Origin of the sequence: Achromobacter animicus, from assembly GCF_902859585.1 — a bacterium.
In the GTDB taxonomy this organism is placed as follows: Bacteria; Pseudomonadota; Gammaproteobacteria; order Burkholderiales; family Burkholderiaceae_B; genus Achromobacter; species Achromobacter animicus.
Genome location: NZ_CADIJM010000012.1, coordinates 87671 through 101508 on the forward strand (window position 1 = coordinate 87671; position 13838 = coordinate 101508).

The following is a 13838-nucleotide window of genomic DNA, read 5'->3' on the forward strand; positions in this document are numbered from 1 at the left end:
TTTATCAGGCCGCGACCGCATCGGGCAGCGCGTAGACACCTTCCTTGTCGTGCACTTCCTGGCCGGTCAGCGGCGGATTGAAGACGCAGATGACGCGCAGCGGCTCCTTGCCGCCGCACAGCCAGTGCTCGTCGTTTTCGTTCAGCGCGTAGACCACGCCGGGGCCCAGGTCGTATTTCTTGCCGTCGGCAATGGTCTCGATCGAACCGTCGCCCTCGATGCACCACACCGCCTCAAGATGGTTCTTGTAGTGGATGTGCGTGCGGCCGCCCGGGAAAATGGTGGTCTCGTGGAATGAAAAGCCCATGCCATCCTTCTTCAGCAGCACGCGGCGGCTGACCCAGGTGTCGGTGCGGACTTCGTCGGCAGTGCCGATCACATCTTTGACATTACGTACGATCATTGACGTTTTCCTCCAAATTTCAGGATGCGGGCAGACTGCCCCTCATCGGCCAGCGCTTCGGCCACGCTGGCCTCGATCAGATCCAGGCCCTTGGCCAGCAGGTCTTCCTCGATCGTCAGCGCGGGCAGCAACTTCAGCACTTCATCGTGCGCGCCCGACGTTTCGATCACGACGCCCTTCTTGAAAGCGCATTGGGCGATGCGGTTGGACAGCGCCGGATTGCCGTTGGACACGAGGCCCTGGATCAGGCCGCGGCCTCGCGCCGACAGGCCGGCGTTGGGATAGCTGTGCACCAGGTTTTCAAGCCAGTCGCCGACCAGGCGTTCCTTGCGCTGGATGTCGGCCGTGAATGCGGCGTTGGTCCAGTAGGTTTCCAGCGCCTGCGTCGCGGTGACGAACGCCAGGTTGTTGCCGCGGAAGGTGCCGCTGTGCGCGCCGGGCTTCCAGATGTCCAGTTCGGGCTTCATCAGCACCAGCGACATCGGCAGGCCAAAGCCGGATAGCGACTTGGACAGCGTGATGATGTCGGGGCGGATGCCGGCGGTTTCGAAGCTGAAGAACGTGCCCGTGCGGCCGCAGCCGACCTGGATGTCGTCCACGATCAGCAGCATGTCGTGGCGCTTGCACAGTTTTTCCAGCTCTTTGAGCCAGCGCAGCGTGGCCACATTGACGCCGCCTTCGCCTTGCACCGTTTCCACGATGACGGCGGCCGGCTTGTCCATGCCGCTGCTCGGGTCTTCCAGCATGCGTTCCATGTACGCCATGGTGTCCACGTCCGGACCGAAGTAGCCGTCGTAGGGCATGAAGGTCGTGTTGCCGAGCGCGTAGCCGGCGGCGTCACGGAACTTCATGTTGGCCGTCGCGGCCAGCGAGCCGCCGCTCACGCCGTGAAAGCCGTGCGTGAACGAGATCACGTTGGGACGGCCCTTCACCTGGCGCGCGATCTTCAGCGCGGCTTCGACGGCATTGGTGCCGGTCGGGCCGGTGAATTGCAGCGTGTACTGCCAGTTGCGCGGCTTGAGCAGCACGCGATCCACCGTCTCCAGGAAACGCTTCTTCGCGCTGGTGGCCATGTCCAGGCCGTGGACGACGCCGTCCGCCTGCACATACTCCAGCAGCTTTTCCTTGAGAACAGGATTGTTGTGGCCGTAGTTCAGCGTGCCTGCGCCGCTGAAGAAGTCGATGTATTCGGTGCCATCTTCATCGATGAGCGTCGAGCCACGGGCCTGATTGAATATCACGGGAAACGACCTGATGTAGCCCCGCACTTCAGACTCCATGCGGTCAAAGATCTTCAAGTCCATGATTAATCCTCCCTTTTCAACTCATTAATTGACGGACGGCCTGATCCCGCCAGGTGCGGCGGGCGCACCTGGACAGTTCGAACCATCCCGGTAAATCGATAAGACCGTCAGGCCTTTGGCGTCCCTATGGGGACGGCAAGGCGAACGGACCTATCCTTAACAGCATCTCGTCGTCATGGTCCGCGCCGCCGAAGAGTTGCCGGTCGAAGAACGGCTGTTCGGAAACGTGGGCGCCTACTTCGGCGGCCAGGCCGGCGAAGGTGCGGCGCGAAGCCTGGTTGTCAGGCCCCACCGTGGTTTCAAGATAGCGGACATGCGCCAGGCCCTTGCGCTGCAAGAGTTCCCGGAGCATGGCGCGGCCAAGGCGTTGGCCGCGAGCGCGGGCGTGCACCGCAACCTGCCAGACGAACAGGACGTCGGGGCGGGACGGGTCCACATATGCGGAGATGAAACCATTGATGCGTCCCCCGGCGCTTTCAGCCAGGACGCAGGTGTCGCGGAAGTGCTCGCACAGGAGCAGGTACGCGTAGAGGGAATTCAGGTCGAGCGGCGGGCACTCGGAAATGAGGCGGTGGATCGCGGCGCCGTCTTTGCGGTCGGGCAGACGCATGGTATGGGTCTGCGCGCTGACCGCCGGCGCCACGGCACTTGAGAGTATGGGGGAGTCCAGTTCGTTTTTCTTCATGCAACGATTCCCGATTCTGGGGGTGCCCCGCCCGTGGGCACTTCAAGGATGGGCGACGACACGTCTCCATGCGTGTCGACTGCGGCCTGACCGTCCTGTTCCATGAGCGTCACGATGCGCTCCAGGGACAGGGTGATGGTGGCCTGTTCCAATTCCGGCAAGGCATTGAGCGCGTCAGCCAGATGCTTTTGCAGCGGCGACGGCGCGCCTTGCGCCAATTCCTGTCCCGCCTCGGTGGCGGTGACGAACACGATGCGGCGGTCTTCACGGCCCCGCTCGCGGCGGATGAGCGCCTTGTCTTCCAGGCGATCCAGGATGCCGACCACCGTACTGGGACTGACGTGCATCTCGCGGCTGATCGCGGTGGCGGTCATCGGACCGTTGGCGATCACGGTGCGCAGGCACATCAACTGCGGCGCAGTGATGTGACTGACCGCGGACAACTGGCGCGAATGCAGCGCGATCGAACGCGTGATGCGGCGCAGGGCTCGCAAAATGCGCAGGTCGTACTGCTGAGTGGTTTCGGTTTTCGCGGCGTCAGTCATGGATACAGATGGTTCGGGCAAAATCATTTCTACACGAATCATATGCGCCCGATTTATTCGAGTCAAACAAAAACCCGGGCACGATGTAAATAAATGAACGCGGATTTGGCGAGGATGACCGGAGTATGAATGGACTTGTCAGCACGCTGTTTCCGCTGTGCCGGGGGCTGTGAGCGGCATCCGCCTGCTGGCTGGCCTAAACAAAAAACATATGTTTTGTTCATGATGTTTTATTTATCATATGTTTTTACCGTTTATCCGCCCCTGCCAACATGTCCTTGCCCGCTTCCCTGCTCGCCACCCTCCAGGCAAAGCTGGAACAACTGCCGCCCGAATTGCAACGGGCGGCGCGCTGGGTCGTGGCGAATCCCGCGCAGGTGGGACTCTGGTCGATGCGCCGGCAGGCGCAGACGCTCGGTGTGGCGCCCGCCACAATGTTGCGCCTGGCTCGCGCGTTGGGCTATGGCAGCTACGAGGATTTCCGTCAGCCGTTCCAGCAGGCGCTGGCCGCACAGGGCGAGCCGGGCCTGCGCGACCGCGCCGCTGCCCTGCAGGCTGCGGCGGGCGCGTCCGCCCAACCCGGCCACGATGCATTGACCGGGTATCAGGTCCAGGCCATTTCCTCGGTCTGCGCGCTGAACCCGCCCGCAACGTTCGACGCCACCGTGCAAACCCTTTTGGACGCACATCAGGTTGGTTTCCTGGGCACGCGCTCAGCCTTCGGCATTGCATTCCAAATGCGCTACGCCTATCAGCTCGTGCGGCGCAACAGTGTCCTGATCGACGGGCTGGGCGGCGCGCCGGCCGAGCAGATCGACAACCTGGGCGCGGGCGATGCGCTGATCGTCATCTCGCAGGCCCCCTACCCCGCCGCCACCGTGGATCTGGCGCGCCAGGCCGCGCGGCGCGGCGTGGCCGTGGTGGCGCTGACCGACGACCCGCTGTCGCCGCTTGCCGGGGACGCCCGCCACACGCTGCGCTTCGCCCCGTCCGACCGCGATGGCGTGCAAGCCCGGCCGGCGCGCCAGGGGCCGGGCTCGTTCTTCCACACGACCGCCGGTCTGCTTGGGCTGGCCGAACACCTGATCGCACGGCTGACGGCCCTCGGCGGCGAAGCGGTGCTGGACCGGCTGGCCGAAGTCGAGCAGCGCCTGCGCACTGACAACGTCTATTGGACCGGCGCCCCCGCGCGCCGCCACGGCTGAGGCGCCCAAGCCAATGCCACCCTCAACCTGACCCAGGAACCCGCAGCATGAGCCAAACCCACATCCTGCATCGCTCCCTTCGCCATACGCCCCCCGTCGCCGTGCGCGGCCAGGGCGTCTGGATCCATGACAGCGCGGGCCGCGCGTATCTGGACGGCTCAGGCGGCGCGGCCGTGTCCTGCCTGGGCCACAATCATCCGGAGGTCCAGGCGGCCCTGCACGCGCAGATCGACGCGCTGGCCTATGCCCACACCAGCTTCTTCACCACCGAGGTCGCTGAAAAGCTGGCGGCCCGCCTGGTGGCGGACGCGCCCGCCGGCACCTCCCATGCGTACTTCGTGTCGGGCGGGTCGGAAGCGGTGGAAGCGGCGCTCAAGATGGCGCGCCAGTATTTCGTCGAAATCGGTCAGCCACAGCGCCGCCACATCATCGCGCGGCGGCAGAGCTATCACGGCAATACGCTCGGCGCGCTGGCGGTCGGCGGCAATGCCTGGCGGCGCGCACAGTTCGCGCCGCTGTTGATCGAGGTCGAGCACGTCTCGCCGTGCTATGCCTACCGCGACCAACGCAGCGACGAAACCGCCGAACAATACGGCGAGCGGCTTGCAGAGGAACTGGACACGGCCATCCTGCGCCTCGGCCCCGACTCCGTCATGGCATTCGTGGCCGAGCCGGTGGTGGGCGCGACGTCTGGCGCGGTGACTGCCGTGCCGGGGTACTTCCGCCGCATCCGCGAGGTCTGCGACCGCCACGGCGTCCTGTTCATCGCCGACGAAGTGATGTGCGGCATGGGCCGGACCGGCACGCTATACGCCGTCGAACAGGAAGGCGTGACGCCGGATCTCATCACCATCGCCAAGGGGCTGGGCGGCGGCTATCAACCCATCGGGGCAGTCATGGCGCAACAGCACATCGTGCAGGCCATGCAGCAAGGCAGCGGCTTTTTCCAGCATGGCCACACGTATCTTGGCCACGCGCTGGCGTGCGCGGCCTCGCTGGCAGTGCAGGACGTGATCCGGCGCGACGGGCTGCTTGAGCGCGTGCGGGTTCAGGGCGCAGGCCTGGCGCAGCGTCTGCACGCGGCGCTGGGCGAACACCCTCATGTGGGCGACATCCGCGGCCGGGGTCTCTTCATGGGCGTGGAGCTGGTTCAGGACCGCGCCAGCAAGCAGCCCTTCGATCCCGAATTGACGCTGCATGCGCGGATCAAGCGCGAGGCGATGGCGCGGGGTTTGATGGTGTATCCGATGGGCGGCACTCTCGATGGACGACAGGGCGATCACGTCCTGCTCGCGCCGCCCTTCATCATTTCCGACGACGAACTGGATCAACTGACGGAACGGCTGACCGGCGCCATCGACGCCGCGATCGCGCAGACGCGGGGTTAGGCGTCCACCGCAACGGCCGCCGGGCGGCGATCCTCCGCCCCGCGCCGCCTGATCAGCCTGCGCCGGCCCGCCGCCAGGGCGGGCGCGCGCCGATGGTGAGCGCGCGCAGGAACCATTCCACGGGTCCATAGGCGTGATGCCGCAGCCACCAGGCAGACAACGGCAACTGGGCGGCAAAGATGGCCACCGCAATCAGAAACGCGGCCAGAGGCGTCACGGCGGCGAACAGCCGCAGGCCCCACGCCGTGAAGAGAAATGCGCACACGACCGACTGCATCAGGTAATTGCTCAGCGCCATCCGCCCCGCCGGCGCCAGCCAGACCCCAAGGCGCTCGCCCGGCCCCGTGCGGAGCGCCAGCAGGAACGCCGCCCCGTACGACAGGCTCAGGAGCGGCGCGGTGAACAGGCCCACGGCCAGGCCCGGCAATTCCCACATCACGCGCGCCTGCGGCAATGCGCTGGTGGCATACGCCGCGGCGCCTGCCAGTCCGGGCAGGACGCCCAACGCGCACAACAATCCGAGGGCGCGGCGCGAGCGCCAGGGATCCGCAAGCGCATTGCGCCGCCCCAACGCGTACCCGGCCAGGAACATGGCGAAGACGAACGGCCCTTGCACGAACAGCACCGTGAACCAGATGGCTTCGGTGAGTTCCTTGATGTGCTGCGCGATCGTGGTGCTCACGGTGCCGCGGTACGCCTCGATGGAGGCCAGCGCGTCGGCCTTGTATTGCAGCGCGTAGCCGGCCGGAACGGGGTCCAGAAAGCTCAACGCGCCCAGAATCCCCCACACCGCCGACGCCAGCGCGATCAGCCACAGGGCAACACGCAGCGCCCGGCCCGGGTCCATGCGCCGGCATAACAGCAGCGCAAGACCCAACAAGGCGTAGGTGACCAGGATGTCGCCCTGGTAGAACAGGATGGCGTGCGCCATGCCCAAGGCCGCCAGTCCCAATAGCCGGCGCAGAAAGCGCGGCGCGAAGGCCGCGTCGGCGCGCTCGGCCGCCGACATCTGCAGCGTGAAGCTGTAGCCGAACAGGAAGGAAAACAGCAGGTAGAACTTGGTTTCGAACAACCAGGCGACCAGCCAGCGGACCGTCACGTCCAAGGGGCTGGAATACACCGGATCCGGCACGCCCCCGCCATAGAACGGGAAGGCGAAGACGTTGATATTGACGACCAGGATGCCGAAGAGCGCGAAGCCGCGCAGGGCATCGACGTGCGCAAGGCGCGGCCGCTCGGCGAGGTCGATGCTCATGCGGGCCCCTGGAAGACAACCCGGCGGCGCAAGTGGCGCGCGCCGCCGTGCGTTTTCGGCATCAGGCGGCGCGCAGGCGTCAACCCAGCACCGGCGACAGCAACGGCTGCTTGGGCCGCACGTCCAGCGCGCGGCCCTTGCGGGCCCGCTTGCCGACGTAGACGGCCAGGTCCGCACCCGCCAGGATGTCCTCGGTCATCTTGTTGCGGTAGATGCCGGTGGCGCGCAAGCCCTTCGGGCCGATCGGCACGGTCTGGTCGAGCTTGTCCGCACCGTCCAGTCCCATCAGGATGGTGCCGCGTCCGCCGCCCGACAGCGACTTGACCTCGTCCAGGCCGAAGACCAGGAACTTGCCCTTTTGCGACAGCAGCGCCAGTTGCTGGGCGCCCGCAAACAGCGGCACCGGACGCAGCAGTTCGTCGCCCGTTTCCAGCGTGATGAACTGCTTGCCCGCGCGCTGGCGGCTGACCATGTCGGACAGCTTGGCCGCGAAGCCATAACCGCCGCGGGTTGCCAGCAGCCAGCGGCTGTCGGCCGAGGCAGCGATCGTATGGACGATGCGCGTGCCGGATTCCAGGTCGATCATCGTGGTGACCGGCTGGCCGTCGCCACGCGCCGACGGCAGTCCGGACACCGGCACCGAGTAGACCCGCCCGTTGTCGCCGACCGCGATCAGCGTGTCGGTGGTGCGGCATTCGAAGGCGCCGTACAGGTCGTCGCCCTGCTTGAAGCCGAATTGCGAAGCGTCATGGCCGTGGCCCTGACGCGCGCGCAGCCAGCCCTTCTGCGACACGACCACGGTGACCGGCTCGTCCAGCACCTTGGTTTCCAGCACGGCGCGCTCGGCGGTTTCGATCAGGGTGCGGCGCTCGTCGCCATATTGCTTGGCGTCGGCTTCGATTTCCTTGATCAGCAGGCGCTTGAGCGTCGTGGGGTTGTCCAGCAGCTCCTGCAGCGAGATCTGCTCCTTGCGCTTGTCGGCCAGTTCCTGCTCGATCTTGAAGCCTTCCAGGCGCGCCAATTGGCGCAGGCGCATTTCCAGGATGTCTTCGGCCTGGCGCTCGGACAGCTTGAAGCGTTCCATCAGGGCGGCGCGGGGCTCGTCGGATTCGCGGATGGTCTGGATGACCTCGTCCACGTTCAGGTAGACGACCATGCGGCCTTCCAGCACATGGATGCGGTCGATGACCTTATCCAGGCGGAAGCGCGTGCGGCGCACGACGGTGTTGGTGCGGAATGCCAGCCACTCGACCAGGATGTCGCGCAGGCCCTTCTGGCGCGGCCGGCCGTCGGTGCCGATGCACACCAGGTTGACGCTGGCGCTGCCTTCCATGCTGGTCTGCGCCAGCAGCGTGTTGACAAACTCGTCGCGGTCCACCCGCGAAGTCTTGGGTTCGAAGACCAGACGCACCGCGGCGTCCTTGCCGGATTCGTCGCGCACGGCATCCAGCAGGTTCAGCATCACGGCCTTGGCCTGCGTCTGCTCGGGCGTCAGGCTCTTCTTGCCCGTCTTGACCTTGGGATTGGTGATTTCCTCGATTTCTTCCAGCACCTTCTGGCCGGACGTGCCCGGGGGCAGCTCGTTGACGACCAGTTGCCACTGGCCGCGCGCCAGTTCTTCAAACTGCCAGCGCGCGCGCACCTTGAGCGAGCCGCGGCCCCCTCCGTAGATCTGCGCGATATCGGCAGCCGGGGTGATGATCTGTCCGCCGCCCGCGAAGTCCGGGCCGGGGATCATGGCGTACAGCTCCTCGTCCGGCAACTGCGGCTGCTTGATGAGCGCCACGCAGGCCTGGGCGACTTCGCGCAGGTTGTGCGGCGGAATCTCAGTGGCCATGCCGACCGCGATGCCCGACGCGCCGTTCAGCAGCATCACGGGCAGCCGCGCCGGCAGCATCTGCGGCTCTTGCTGGCTGCCGTCGTAGTTGGGCACGAAATCGACGGTGCCCTCGTCCAGCTCGTCGAGCAGCAGCTTGGCAATGGGCGTGAGCCGCGCTTCCGTGTAACGCATGGCGGCGGCGTTATCGCCGTCGCGCGAACCGAAGTTGCCCTGGCCGTCGATCAAGGGATAGCGCAGCGAGAAGTCCTGCGCCATGCGGACCATGGCGTCGTACGCGGCCTGATCGCCATGCGGATGGTATTTACCCAGCACGTCGCCCACGACGCGCGCGGATTTGACGGGTTTGGCGCCGGAGCCCAGCCCCATCGCCTGCATCGCAAACAGGATGCGGCGCTGAACGGGCTTCTGCCCGTCGCCCACGTCGGGCAGCGCGCGGCCGCGCACCACGGAAACCGCGTAGTCCAGATAGGCCTGTTCCGCGTAGCGCGCCAGCGTGATGGCGGCGTTGCCGTCACCGTCGCCATCGCCGCCGGGCGGGTTGGAGTCAAACAGGCCTGGTTGATTGCTGTCGGTCATGATGGTTTCAGGTAAACAAATTCATCGAAACGGCGTCAATGCGCCTCAGGCGGACGGGGCCATGAGCTGGGTGTCGGCAACGTGCGCGCGGATCTGGGCGCGCACGGCTTGCAGCGTGGCGGCGTCCTGCCCGCGCTTGGGGATGATCACGCCCTGCAGGGTGCCGAGGATGACGTAGAGATGTTCGGGGGTTTCTTCGACCCGCCGCACGTCGGTCCACGCCATCTGCCCGGAAGCAGAGGCGGTGCTGTCGGTGACGCCGTCGGGGCCGAAATCAAGTTCGTGCCGACCCAGATACAGAGTGTCCGGCTGCTTGGCCAGCATGCGGCGCGTGTTCATCCGCACGAGTCCGGGCAGCACGTATTCGTAGGCCAGGGCCAGCAGCGCGAGGATGCCCAGCCCGACCGCTAGCCCCTGGAAATACACCGGCAGGATCGCGCCCCAATTGGGTCCCTTGCCGTCCCAGGTCTGCCAGATCAGGTACGCAAGCAGCGCGACGATCATCAGGATGCCGAAGCGCAAATGAGACCGGTAGCGGCGGCGGCGAAGTTCCGGCCGTTTGTACACATAGGCGGCAAAATCCGCGTAGTCGTCGGCGGTCAGGTCGACGACCATGCGGGCTTGCCCGGGCGCGGACGGCGTCATCAGATGTCGAGCTCCGCCAGGTTGCCCTTTTCTTCGATCCACGCGCGGCGTTGCGAGGACTCGCCCTTGCCCATCAGCATGTCGAACATGCGGGTGGTGTCGTCGGGCGTCTGGTCGCCGTAGCCCACGGGCAGCAGGCGGCGCGTGTCCGGGTTCATGGTGGTTTCCCACAGTTGCTCGGGGTTCATTTCGCCCAGGCCCTTGAACCGGCTGACGGCCCACGCGCCTTCGCGCACGCCTTCCTTGCGCAGCTTGTCCTGCGCGGCCTCGAGTTCGCCTTCATCAAGACAGTAGATCTTGCGCGCGGGACGCTTGCCCTGCGCGGGCACATCCAGGCGGAACAGCGGCGGCTTGGCGACGTACACGTTGCCAGCCTCGACGAGCTTGGGGAAATGCCGGTAGAACAGCGTCAGCAGCAGCACCTGGATGTGGGAGCCGTCGACGTCAGCGTCCGACAGGATGCAGATGCGGCCGTAGCGCAGGCCGGACAGGTCGGGCGTATCGTTGGGACCGTGAGGGTCGACGCCGATGGCCACGGAAATGTCGTGGATCTCGTTGTTGGCAAAAAGACGGTCGCGGTCGACTTCCCAGGAATTGAGCACCTTGCCGCGCAGCGGCAGGATGGCCTGGAATTCCTTGTCGCGGCCCATCTTGGCCGAGCCGCCGGCCGAGTCGCCCTCGACCAGGAACACTTCAGTGCGCGTGGCGTCGCTGGACTCGCAGTCAGTCAATTTGCCGGGCAGCACCGCCACGCCGGAACTCTTGCGCTTTTCGACCTTCTGGGCCGAACGCTGGCGAGCCTGCGCCTGCCGGATGGCCAGTTCCGCGAGCTTCTTGCCGTATTCGACGTTGCTGTGCAGCCAGAGGTCGAGCGCGCTCTTGGAAAAACCGCCCACCAGCCGCACGGCGTCGCGGCTGTTCAGGCGTTCCTTGATCTGGCCCTGGAATTGCGGGTCCAGCACCTTGGCCGACAGCACGAAGCTGGCGCGGGCGAACACGTCTTCGGGAAGCAGCTTCACGCCCTTGGGCAGCAGGCTGTGCAGTTCGGCAAAGCCCTTGACCGCGCCGAACAGGCCTTCGCGCAGGCCGGACTCATGCGTGCCGCCGGCCGGCGTGGGAATGAGGTTGACGTAGGACTCGCGTACCGCGTTGCCGTCGTCGGTCCAGGCCACCACCCATTGGGCGCCCTCGCCTTCGGCGAAGTTTTCGTGGTCGGCGCCCGCGTACTGTTCGCCTTCGAAGAACGGCACCATCAGTTCGGCGCCCGCCAGGGCCTCGGCCAGGTAGCCGCGCAGGCCGTCCTGATACTGCCAGGTCTTGGTGTCGTTGGTTTTCTCGTTGACGAGCGTGACCTTCACGCCCGGCAGCAGCACGGCCTTGCTGCGCAGCAGATGCGTCAGCTCGCCCAGCGGGATATTAGGGCTGTCGAAGTATTTGGCGTCCGGCCAGACGCGCACGCGTGTGCCGGACTTCTTGCGGCCGCCCTGATCGTAGGGCGCCAGGGGTTCGGCGACGTCGCCGCCCTTGAACACCAGGCGGCTCACGGCGTTGTCGCGCCAGACGATGACTTCCAGGCGGGTGGCGAGCGCGTTGGTGACGGACACGCCGACGCCGTGCAGGCCGCCCGAGAAGGCGTAGGCGCCGCCGCCCGCCTTGTCGAACTTGCCGCCCGCATGCAGGCGCGTGAACACGAGTTCGACGACGGGCGCGTTTTCTTCGGGGTGCAGGCCGACGGGAATGCCGCGGCCATCGTCCTCGACGGACACGCTGCCATCTGCATGCAGCGTGACCTGGATCTGTTTGCCGTAGCCGGCCAGGGCCTCGTCTGCGGCGTTATCAATGACCTCCTGCACGACGTGCAGGGGGTTTTCGGTGCGGGTGTACATGCCCGGGCGCTGCCGCACGGGTTCCAGCCCCTTCAGGACGCGGATGGACGCCTCGTTGTAACGTGGAGTGGCCAAGTTATCCCCAACATCTGTGGAAAAAAACCGACATTTTACGGATAAGCCTAGATTCTGCGCGGCTCCGGGTGGGATGCGCACGACCTGACCAGGTCCGATTTCGGTAGGATGATGACAGTCACAACCGCCGATCCGGGCTTTGACTTCCCGGACCGCGACAGCTGCGCCGCAACATCCTACACAAAAACCTGCAAACCCTGTTGTTATTAACAGTGGTATGCCTGTTGTTATTGACAGTGGTATGCTTGAGTCCATTCCACAAACAAGAACAAGGCAAGGCGCGTTTTCACGCGCCTTTTGCTGCCGAACCGAGAATCACCATCATGAGCGACCAAATCAAGAACGTCAGTGACGCCAGCTTCGATGCCGATGTGTTGAAATCCGGCCAGCCGGTGCTGGTGGACTACTGGGCTGCCTGGTGTGGCCCCTGCAAGATGATCGCCCCGATCCTGGAAGAAGTCGCCACCGAATACGCTGGCCGTCTGACGATCGCCAAGCTGAACGTGGACGAGAACCAGGGCACCGCCACCAAGTACGGCATCCGCGGCATTCCGACCCTTATGCTCTTTAAAGACGGCCAGGCTGCCGCCACCAAAGTTGGCGCGCTGTCGAAGTCGCAACTCACCGCATTCCTGGACGGCGCGTTGTAAATCGCGTGCTGTAAACGAGGGCGCCGCCGCATAGGCGGCGCTCATTCAGTACCGCGCGAGCCCGTCCGTGGCACGCCGCCAGACCCTCCTTTACTTTTCCCCCAACACTCACCGCGATGCACCTCAACGAACTGAAGGCGCTGCACGTCTCGCAGCTGCTCGAAATGGCCGCTGGCCTGGAAATCGAGAACGCCAACCGCCTGCGCAAGCAGGAACTGATGTTCGCCATCATGAAGCGGCGCGCCAAGCAGGGCGAGCAGATCTTCGGCGACGGCGTTCTTGAAGTCCTGCCCGACGGCTTTGGTTTCCTGCGTTCGCCGGAAACCTCGTATCTGGCCAGCACCGACGACATCTATATTTCTCCGTCGCAGATCCGCCGTTTCAATCTGCACACCGGCGATTCCATCGAAGGCGAAGTGCGCACCCCCAAGGATGGCGAGCGCTACTTTGCCCTGGTGAAGGTGGACAAGGTCAACGGCGTGGCCCCTGAGGCGATCAAGCATCGCATCATGTTCGAGAACCTGACGCCGCTGCATCCGAACCGCGTCATCCGCCTGGAACGCGACATCAAGAGCGAGGAAAACCTCACCGGCCGGATCCTCGACGTCTTCGCCCCCATCGGCATGGGCCAGCGCGGCCTGATCGTCGCCAGCCCGAAGTCCGGCAAGACGGTGATGATGCAGCACATCGCGCATGCCATCACCACCAACTATCCCGACGCGGTCATGATCGTCCTGCTGGTCGACGAACGCCCGGAAGAAGTGACCGAAATGCAGCGCACCGTGCGCGGTGAAGTGGTGGCGTCGACCTTCGACGAGCCCGCCACGCGTCACGTGCAAGTGGCCGAAATGGTCATCGAAAAGGCCAAGCGCCTGGTCGAAATGAAGAAGGACGTCGTGATCCTGCTGGACTCGATCACCCGTCTGGCCCGCGCCTACAACACCGTCGTGCCGGCTTCCGGCAAGGTGCTGACCGGCGGTGTGGACGCCAACGCCCTGCAACGCCCCAAGCGTTTCTTCGGCGCGGCGCGCAACCTGGAAGAAGGCGGCTCGCTGACCATCCTGGGCACCGCGCTGATCGAAACCGGCAGCCGCATGGATGAAGTCATCTATGAAGAATTCAAGGGCACCGGCAACTCCGAAGTCCACCTCGAGCGCCGCCTCGCAGAAAAGCGCGTCTACCCGTCCATCAACCTGAACAAGTCGGGCACCCGCCGCGAAGAGCTGCTGATCGCCCCGGACCTGCTGCAGAAGGTGTGGGTGCTGCGCAAGTTCATCCACGACATGGACGAAGTCCAGTCCATGGAATTCATCCTGGACAAGATGCGCGCCACCAAGACCAACGCCGAATTCTTCGACATGATGAAGAAGAAGTAAGCGGA

Annotated in this window: 12 protein-coding genes; 4 read left to right on the plus strand and 8 right to left on the minus strand. The window is 65.2% G+C overall.

From position 1 onward, the window contains the following. Nucleotides 1-4: 4 nt before the first annotated feature. From HV681_RS22345 to HV681_RS22360, 4 genes are all read right to left on the minus strand, one after another. On the minus strand, nt 5-403 hold the full coding sequence (locus HV681_RS22345) for an ectoine synthase (RefSeq protein ID WP_056571502.1): 399 nt from the start codon (nt 401-403) through the stop codon (nt 5-7). Continuing rightward, complete coding sequence (gene ectB, locus HV681_RS22350; protein ID WP_175125059.1) at nt 400-1707, minus strand: diaminobutyrate--2-oxoglutarate transaminase; 1308 nt, start codon at nt 1705-1707, stop codon at nt 400-402. Before ectB ends, HV681_RS22345 begins: the two co-directional genes overlap by 4 nt. A 124-nt stretch (nt 1708-1831) precedes the next feature. After that, entirely contained in the window at nt 1832-2392 is a 561-nt protein-coding gene (ectA, locus tag HV681_RS22355) for a diaminobutyrate acetyltransferase (protein WP_175125060.1), read from the minus strand. After that, nucleotides 2389-2937: a MarR family winged helix-turn-helix transcriptional regulator gene (locus HV681_RS22360; protein WP_246282994.1), complete on the minus strand. Its 549-nt coding sequence runs from the start codon at nt 2935-2937 to the stop codon at nt 2389-2391. Before HV681_RS22360 ends, ectA begins: the two co-directional genes overlap by 4 nt. A 272-nt stretch (nt 2938-3209) precedes the next feature. Here HV681_RS22360 and HV681_RS22365 point away from each other — a divergent pair, with 272 nt between their 5' ends. Continuing rightward, complete coding sequence (locus HV681_RS22365) at nt 3210-4142, plus strand: MurR/RpiR family transcriptional regulator (protein WP_175125062.1); 933 nt, start codon at nt 3210-3212, stop codon at nt 4140-4142. Between the two features lie 47 nt (nt 4143-4189). Next, nucleotides 4190-5530, plus strand: a complete 1341-nt coding sequence (locus tag HV681_RS22370) for an aspartate aminotransferase family protein (protein ID WP_175125063.1) — start codon at nt 4190-4192, stop codon at nt 5528-5530. 52 nt (nt 5531-5582) lie between these two features. Here the strand turns inward: HV681_RS22370 and HV681_RS22375 are convergent, their stop codons facing one another. The 4 genes from HV681_RS22375 to parE form a co-directional block, all read right to left on the minus strand. After that, nucleotides 5583-6785 (minus strand): DUF418 domain-containing protein, encoded by a 1203-nt coding sequence (locus tag HV681_RS22375; RefSeq protein WP_175125064.1) that lies wholly within the window; start codon nt 6783-6785, stop codon nt 5583-5585. A 79-nt stretch (nt 6786-6864) separates the two neighbouring features. Then, nucleotides 6865-9201: a DNA topoisomerase IV subunit A gene (gene parC, locus HV681_RS22380; RefSeq protein ID WP_175125065.1), complete on the minus strand. Its 2337-nt coding sequence runs from the start codon at nt 9199-9201 to the stop codon at nt 6865-6867. Between the two features lie 45 nt (nt 9202-9246). Beyond that, nucleotides 9247-9846, minus strand: coding sequence for a YcxB family protein (locus tag HV681_RS22385; protein WP_175125066.1), 600 nt, complete (start codon nt 9844-9846; stop codon nt 9247-9249). Further along, nucleotides 9846-11807, minus strand: a complete 1962-nt coding sequence (parE, locus tag HV681_RS22390; protein ID WP_175125067.1) for a DNA topoisomerase IV subunit B — start codon at nt 11805-11807, stop codon at nt 9846-9848. Before parE ends, HV681_RS22385 begins: the two co-directional genes overlap by 1 nt. 323 nt (nt 11808-12130) lie before the next feature. On the opposite strand from parE, the gene trxA reads away from it, so the two are divergent. Both trxA and rho read left to right on the plus strand, forming a co-directional pair. Beyond that, nucleotides 12131-12457 carry a thioredoxin TrxA gene (gene trxA / locus HV681_RS22395; protein ID WP_006218534.1) on the plus strand — a complete coding sequence of 109 codons (327 nt, stop codon included), beginning with the start codon at nt 12131-12133 and terminating at the stop codon, nt 12455-12457. Between the two features lie 116 nt (nt 12458-12573). Continuing rightward, the gene (gene rho / locus HV681_RS22400; protein ID WP_043541410.1) at nt 12574-13833 is read left to right on the plus strand and encodes a transcription termination factor Rho; all 1260 of its coding nucleotides are present in this window, start codon (nt 12574-12576) and stop codon (nt 13831-13833) included. The last annotated feature ends 5 nt before the right edge of the window (nt 13834-13838 follow it).

Bases quoted from the DNA above. Each gene is read 5' to 3' on its own strand.
- rho (WP_043541410.1), top strand. From the start codon at position 12,574: ATGCACCTCAACGAACTGAAGGCGCTGCACGTCTCGCAGCTGCTCGAA.
- HV681_RS22370 (WP_175125063.1), top strand. From the start codon at position 4,190: ATGAGCCAAACCCACATCCTGCATCGCTCCCTTCGCCATACGCCCCCC.
- HV681_RS22360 (WP_246282994.1), bottom strand. From the start codon at position 2,937: ATGACTGACGCCGCGAAAACCGAAACCACTCAGCAGTACGACCTGCGC.
- ectA (WP_175125060.1), bottom strand. From the start codon at position 2,392: ATGAAGAAAAACGAACTGGACTCCCCCATACTCTCAAGTGCCGTGGCG.
- parC (WP_175125065.1), bottom strand. From the start codon at position 9,201: ATGACCGACAGCAATCAACCAGGCCTGTTTGACTCCAACCCGCCCGGC.
- HV681_RS22375 (WP_175125064.1), bottom strand. From the start codon at position 6,785: ATGAGCATCGACCTCGCCGAGCGGCCGCGCCTTGCGCACGTCGATGCC.
- HV681_RS22365 (WP_175125062.1), top strand. From the start codon at position 3,210: ATGTCCTTGCCCGCTTCCCTGCTCGCCACCCTCCAGGCAAAGCTGGAA.
- ectB (WP_175125059.1), bottom strand. From the start codon at position 1,707: ATGGACTTGAAGATCTTTGACCGCATGGAGTCTGAAGTGCGGGGCTAC.
- HV681_RS22385 (WP_175125066.1), bottom strand. From the start codon at position 9,846: ATGACGCCGTCCGCGCCCGGGCAAGCCCGCATGGTCGTCGACCTGACC.
- HV681_RS22345 (WP_056571502.1), bottom strand. From the start codon at position 403: ATGATCGTACGTAATGTCAAAGATGTGATCGGCACTGCCGACGAAGTC.
- trxA (WP_006218534.1), top strand. From the start codon at position 12,131: ATGAGCGACCAAATCAAGAACGTCAGTGACGCCAGCTTCGATGCCGAT.